A 6404-nucleotide genomic window follows, 5' to 3' on the forward strand; every position below is an offset into this window, starting at 1 on the left:
CCCGGGCGAGGACCCTCGAAGTCCACTCATAAGCGCGCACCCTTTGAGGATGCCTAAATCGCCGACTTGTCCTTGACCAGATTCGGTGAAGCCTAAGCCTTCGAATCGATGATCCCCTTGATAACCACGTCGGCGAGGTGATCTTCCCGGATCCCATCTAGGAAGCTCTCGGACCAGGGCAGTCGATCATGGTTCGCAGCTACGAGGCCTGCGATGTCGCTCTTGTACGCCTCGGGTGCTTGAGTCCTAAGCGCCCGGGCGTCTTCGGCACCGAGCGTTCCGTTCGCGGCGAGGACGCGTGCTGCCTCAAGCCGCGGGAGCCAACCTCGCGCGGGCTCACTGAGGTACCCAGTTACAGCGTCGACCGTCGCCTCATTTGCGGACGAGACGCATCGGCTGAGAACGCGAAGGACCCAAGCCTGCTGCCAATCCGTCATACAGCTCGTCCCCATGAGGAACTCACCGCAGATCAAGGCCACGCCACGCGGGTCGGCCTCGCACATACTGAGGAGGTAGGAGCAAAGCTCATCCGTCTCGTCGGGGAAATCGCGCAACGCGCCAAGGATCGTTTCGAGCGGTCCCGTAGCTCTCACGCTGGCCAAGCGCTGCAGACAGTAAACGATTCGAGCATGGCGCAGCTGTGCCGGGAGATCGCCCTCGCGATTGATCGCATCGCGAAATAGCTCTTCGAGTACCTCTTGGGCAGAGGGATTCAGGAACGGAGCAATGAGGTCCCTGAACTCCTCGGCATCCATGGAGCCGTGATAGAAGTAGCGCCACTGAGCGTTCGACCAGTTCTGCAGCGCCGCCGACACTTAGAGCGGGCCCGGAACCGCAGAAGCTGTGGGGTCACCGACGTCCGAAGTACGCGTCGAATGCGCGGTCACACATACCAAGTTCTGGGAAGTCAGCCCCTAAGCAGCGCCGACGTCATCTGGCGACCAGCTCGACCCCGAACTCTCAACCGAACCGCACGTCGAGGCCCCGCATCCGTTCGCCGCGCCCTAACGGACCGGCAGATCCGCATGCCGTGACAGCGCTCGAAACGACACACTAGCGACTCCGATATGGTCGCCAAGTGTCGACTAGAGATGAACTTCGTATCGCCGTCGGCCGCGGACTGCTTCTCGAGGACGCACTGTGGATGGGGGACGTTCTGACGAGCGCGCTCCGTCACGACGGACCGGGGCGCGTGATGGCTTCGCTTCTCCTGTCCGGGCACGTGTCGCGCATCGTGTACGAGGGACGACAACTCATCGCTTCCTCAAACCCCGACGTTGCTTTGCCCGGGCTTGTTGCCCTCCTGCCGCCCGAGGAGCACCCCTCCATAGCTTTGGCCCGCCACGCAACGAAGATGCTCGACAATCAAACCAGCAAGAGCAAACCGCTCAAAGAGTTCGAGGGCGAGATCCATCGAGCGTGGATGTCGCAGCGGGCCCTGCTCTTCAGGGACGTCAAGCCCGGGTTCACCTGGCTGCAGCCGGACCTTGGTTTCTACACGCTCGACGGATACGTCGTCGGTGCGACGATCCCGCTGCACATGCGCTTCGGCCTCGATGCCGTGCCACCCGAGCACTACCCCGACTTTTTCCAGAAGTTTGGCGAAGACCTGATTACCTCCTTGCGGATCTACGCCTGCCTTTCCGGCAGTGCGGACGCTTTAGTCACGACTGTGGAACTGTCCGCCGTTGACGCGGTCGAAGACAACGACAAGTTCGTCAAGCGCTATCTCAAAAGGGCATACGACAGCGCTCTAAACCTGGACCAGAAGCTCCTCCTGCTCCTCATTGAGTCCGAGGTCAACACCGCGACCACTCTCGTCCCCCTCCTCACAGGCGGCCACGTGACAGCCGGGTTCCGTGCGCGACTCATCAGCCTGTGGCACGCGTTGTCGTCTCTGACCAAGGTCTTGGACGCGCACCCAGGAGCGACATCGCCCGGGCGCGACAGACTCCATACCCTTGTCAACTCAACCGACGCCACGCGACTGTCCGCGCAGGGGATGCAGATGGTTAGGAACCGGAGCGTGCATTACGAAATCCGGGGGAAGGTAGAGCTCGCGTTCCCCGACCGCCCAATGTTCGGAATCATCGAAAGCCTCACGGACGAGACATTCGAGAGTCTCGACGCGCTCGTGCGCGGTCTCAGCGCTGATCTGAGGATGGCCTTGCGGGAGTGGAGAGAATCGTGACGATGTCACGCCGCGGCCAGAACTTTGGATCCCCATGGCAAGCCCGCGCAGTCTGGTCCACACGAGCCTCAATCTGCCCGAAGACGACCTGTAGAGCGCAGGTTCACCGAAGTGCCGCGAACGTCGACGCCCCCCTTGCGCGCGTCGCACGTTCGGGGATCGATTCGATCGGACTGTCGGACCGAGCCGATAGCGTCAGACCGAGATCGGGAGGGTGTTGATGAAGCCGGAAGTTGCCGTTGTCGAGCTGAAGAAGCTGAAGGAACAGGCGGTCGAGGACCCACTCGTGCAAGCCTCCACACCGCAGCACAAGGAGTGGAAGGCCAAAGTCGTGGCGGTGCTCGAACGCAGCCTCGGTGCTGATTCGTCTACCGTGCAGCAGTTCAAGAAACTGAGCTATCACATCGGCTTCTACAGCGGCGCCCCTGGGGAGGCGGAAGAAGACGCTCGGTACTTTCGTGGTCGCGTTCAGGATGCCGCTGGTCTGATCGAGGCGGCCATTTATGAGCTCGAGTTGTCCGTTGGTGCCCCCGCAATCGAAGGTGGTAGCTACGACTCGGGCCTATGGGACCACGTCAAGCATTCCGTGGAAGAAGAGCGGTGGGAGCAGGTGGCCAGCGCAGCCGCAATCTACGTTGAGGACAAAGTGCGTCGATGGGCCGGCAACCCGACCAACCAGGACGGTGGGAAGCTGATCGGTCAGACTCTATTCGCCAAAGCGCTCGGACCGGACGGCGTGCTCGCGCTGGGGAGCCAGCGCAACGAGACGGAGGGCTGGCGCAGCCTCGGAACGGGAATGGTCGCGGCCATCAGCAACGTCGATCGTCACAATATTCAAGAGCGGGCTGACGCGAAACAGTATGCACTCGGGGTGCTGGGCCTCGCGAGCTTACTACTCACCCAAATCCGCTACGAGCACGCCGACGCGATAACGCCAGCAGCCGGGTCGCGCTGACGTAGGAATAGGCGCGCACGGTTCCACTCGACAACGATCGCTAATTCGCATCGCCCGCAAAGGGATCCATGACAATGGATCTGCAGGCTTATGACCCGGATCTGGCTATCCTGAGCTGCGTGCGCCGAACCGACCATCCACTCCCCTCCGCTTGGGATCGATCCGGGCTTGAAGCACTCGGGTTCACGGGCTTCGTTCCACTAGTCGGACTGAATCCTCGCGGAGTGCCTCAGGGACACGGGGTCTACGTCGTGTTGCGTCCCGACATTGAACCCCCCCCACACCCTCCTTGAGGAGAACCCGGTCAGACGAGCGCGCCTTCGCAAGTACACGCTCGATGATCTCAATCGTCGTTGGGTTGCCGGCACACCCGTTGTCTACATCGGCAAGGCCATGGGACAAGAGGGACTCCGGGATCGCCTCAAACCCTTCAGCAAGAAGAGCGCTAGCCACTCGGGTGGTCGTGCGATCTGGCAATTGCAGGAAGCCGATTCGCTGCTTGTGTGCTGGAAAGAAACTCCCGGCTACCCTGCTGACCGAGTCGAGGACGACCTCATTGACCAATTCAAGGCTGTCTACGGGCTCACCCCGTTCGCGAATGTTCGCGAAGGGGGACATCACTGAGCGCTGTTTGGCGTTCGGACGCATCGGCCCCGCTTCCGCGCACTGCGCGTATGCGGATCGGCGACGCGTTCGACCCTGGCAGCCTCGGATCTGCCGCGCGACATCGATACGGTGTAGCCGTGGATGATCGCGTCTCGCTCATGGCCTCTTCCGACGAGCCCATCGCGCCCGGTACTGACCCGCCACTAGGCGCAACACTGACGGAGATGGTCAGCCGCATCGGATGGCCAACTTGGAGCGGAAAGGTTTACCACTACACCGACGGCTTCGGCGCCCACGGGATACTCGAGAAGCGCCGAATATTCGCAACAGCGGCCTTCGCTCTCAACGACACAGGCGAGTTCCTGTATGGCTTGGAACGACTTCGGAGCGGTCTGGAAAGGCGGCCCCGGACCGCGGCTTTCGCCGCGGCCCACGATGAGGTCAACTCGATCCTCGAGAATCTCGCGGCTTCGGGACCTATGGCGCCCGCTTACATCTTCTCGACCTCCACAAGCCCCAGGGTTCTCTCGCAGTACCAGAATTATTCGATCGGTCAGGGCTACTCTCTCGAATTCGACACAAGTCGAGAACTCGTGGCGCCGAACACGGGTCTGATAACAGGCGCTTGGCTACGTGTTGTCTACGACCTGGACAAACAAGCTCAACTGGTTGATTCGACACTCACGCGACTGGTGGATGAGCGCGACCAAGAGCGAGAGTTTCTAGATCAACGCATCACGCACATCCTTACGCTCGCCGCACTTTCCATGAAGGACGACGCGTTCGCCAGCGAGCATGAGGTGCGAAGGGTATGGATGACTTGGTCGGCACCGAAGTACCGCGTCAGCCGTCGCGGACTTGTGCCCTACGTCGAACTCGCACACGAGTGGCCCAACGCTCCGGGGGTCGTTCTCTTTGGTTGGGAAAGCAACGCAGGGCAGGACGCCCTCCAGGACCATGCCGCACGACCGGACTCGATACTAGACATCGAGACCGCATTTGTCGGACCGCCCGCCGGTCTCGACTTGACCGCAAAGGCGCGCGCTCTCCATGGGCACGCACGACAGACGGGCAGCCCGAGGTTCGAAGTGTTCGATCCAGGCATCGCCTTCGTCGGGTAACGCAGCGAGGCAAACCAGACCTGTACCACACCCTGCTTTTTCGCCTTGCTAGCGCCGGCGGAGAGGTGCAGAACCACCCGCGGCCTGCCTGAGGCTCCGGCCGAGGTTGATTCACGTGAGCCCGACCACCGGCGTGCATGGCGCGCAGGAGGATCGCCTGGCAGCGCCAGCAGGGTGCGCTTCGTGTCAGCCCACGCAGATATGGTCACGTTATGTCCAATGCGTCTGACTTCCTGCAATTGCTGGTCACCGTTCTCTCGGTGCCAGCGATCGCGGCGGGAATTAGCTGGCTGGCCCGGCGCTTCAGCAAGGAAGCGCGATTGATCATCAAGCTCGAGCGGCTGGCAGCGATCTATCCGAATCTTCCCGACGGCCCGATCCGGGAAGAGTTCGGCCGCCGGGTAAGCGAGGCTGGCTCGGAGTTGAATGCGCGATTGGACCCCCTCTTCAAGCGTGAACGCCGCCGAAAGTGGAAGGTCATTGCGTGGGTTCTTGCGGCTTCTGTTGTCCTAGCCTTCCTGGTCCCCGGGGTCCGTGGCGAAGGCGTGGGCAACGTAGTCGGAGTGGCGCTCGGACTCGCCGCGGTGGGCGGGTTCCTGCTAATCGAGCGAGACACAAAGCGCCAGCGCGCGGCAATCGCCGCCGCCGAGCAAGCAGACACGCTGTCAGGGTAGCGAGCTCAATTCCGCGCGCTAACGTAAGGATCGCATCCACAGGGTCTGCCGGTCCACGCGCGGGAGGGCACCGCGGAGCGCACATGCCCCCGAGCCATCGACGGCCCGCATCGGAGCCGCATGCGTGCACCGCCCGGTTAGGGATCGGTGTCGGCGTCGGGTTAGAAGGCGGGAGTGTCGCAACAGTTGATCACTTCTCCGCAGCTTGGTGGGGACAGTCGTTCGAACAGTCCGCAACGACTCCCCGGCAAGTTGACGCGCATCGAGTTCGGAGCGATGGTGGCCATACGGGTCACGTCCGCGGCTTCACAACGAGAGCCACCGAGACCCTCAGCAGTCTCGAGCGACTATTCCTTCCCAACAGAGTTCATGGAATCGATGTAATCCTCCAAGAGCCCATGAGCAGCAAGGAATCGCCAAGGGTTACTTGCTGCCGCAAAGTCGCGATCAGCATCCTCGATCCTGCACCATGAGCAGCGATCGCCTTCTTCAAGAGGCTCGCCGCACACCTCGCAAGCGTGCTCGGGTTCTGAGATCGCCCCTTCCGCAAAGACGCGAGACGAACCGTCCGAAGCCAAGAAGAATGGGGTTATATTGTTTCGCCCAACCCTGCACTCATACACTTCGCAACCAATATCCGCGGCGTACGAGCGCAGTTTAGCCTGCGTTTCGGCGTCAGCGTTCGAGCCAAGGACCACTGCGGTCACACAATGGGGCGGAATCGAAAGGAGTGACGCTCCATCCACTTGAACGAGGTCGTTCGCATTGTTAAGGACGAGACGTGACTCGCCCCGGCATGTCCGGAGAGCGGTTTGCTGGTGTCAGCCGGCTTGTTCAACCGGTTCGATGCGAGCGTA

The 6404-nt window shown here is 61.7% G+C and carries 6 protein-coding genes; 5 read left to right on the forward strand and 1 reads right to left on the reverse strand.

The features are described 5' to 3' along the window. Positions 1–92 precede the first annotated feature (92 nt). Positions 93–755: a hypothetical protein gene (locus H9622_RS14905; RefSeq protein WP_191767204.1), complete on the reverse strand. Its 663-nt coding sequence runs from the start codon at positions 753–755 to the stop codon at positions 93–95. 323 nt (positions 756–1078) lie between these two features. On the opposite strand from H9622_RS14905, the gene H9622_RS14910 reads away from it, so the two are divergent. The 5 genes from H9622_RS14910 (at position 1079) to H9622_RS14930 (ending at position 5547) form a co-directional block, all read left to right on the forward strand. Then, positions 1079–2191, forward strand: a complete 1113-nt coding sequence (locus H9622_RS14910; protein ID WP_191767205.1) for a hypothetical protein — start codon at positions 1079–1081, stop codon at positions 2189–2191. A 220-nt stretch (positions 2192–2411) separates the two neighbouring features. Continuing rightward, the gene (locus H9622_RS14915) at positions 2412–3146 is read left to right on the forward strand and encodes a TIGR02391 family protein (RefSeq protein WP_191767206.1); all 735 of its coding nucleotides are present in this window, start codon (positions 2412–2414) and stop codon (positions 3144–3146) included. A 267-nt stretch (positions 3147–3413) separates the two neighbouring features. Further along, positions 3414–3770, forward strand: a complete 357-nt coding sequence (locus H9622_RS14920; protein ID WP_191767207.1) for a hypothetical protein — start codon at positions 3414–3416, stop codon at positions 3768–3770. A 119-nt stretch (positions 3771–3889) separates the two neighbouring features. Beyond that, a complete protein-coding gene (locus H9622_RS14925; RefSeq protein WP_191767208.1) occupies positions 3890–4873 on the forward strand; it encodes a DUF2971 domain-containing protein in 984 nt (327 codons plus the stop codon). 212 nt (positions 4874–5085) lie between these two features. Further along, on the forward strand, positions 5086–5547 hold the full coding sequence (locus H9622_RS14930) for a hypothetical protein (RefSeq protein WP_191767209.1): 462 nt from the start codon (positions 5086–5088) through the stop codon (positions 5545–5547). Positions 5548–6404 lie beyond the last annotated feature (857 nt).

Origin of the sequence: Microbacterium gallinarum, from assembly GCF_014837165.1 — a bacterium.
GTDB classification, from domain to species: domain Bacteria; phylum Actinomycetota; class Actinomycetes; order Actinomycetales; family Microbacteriaceae; genus Microbacterium; species Microbacterium gallinarum.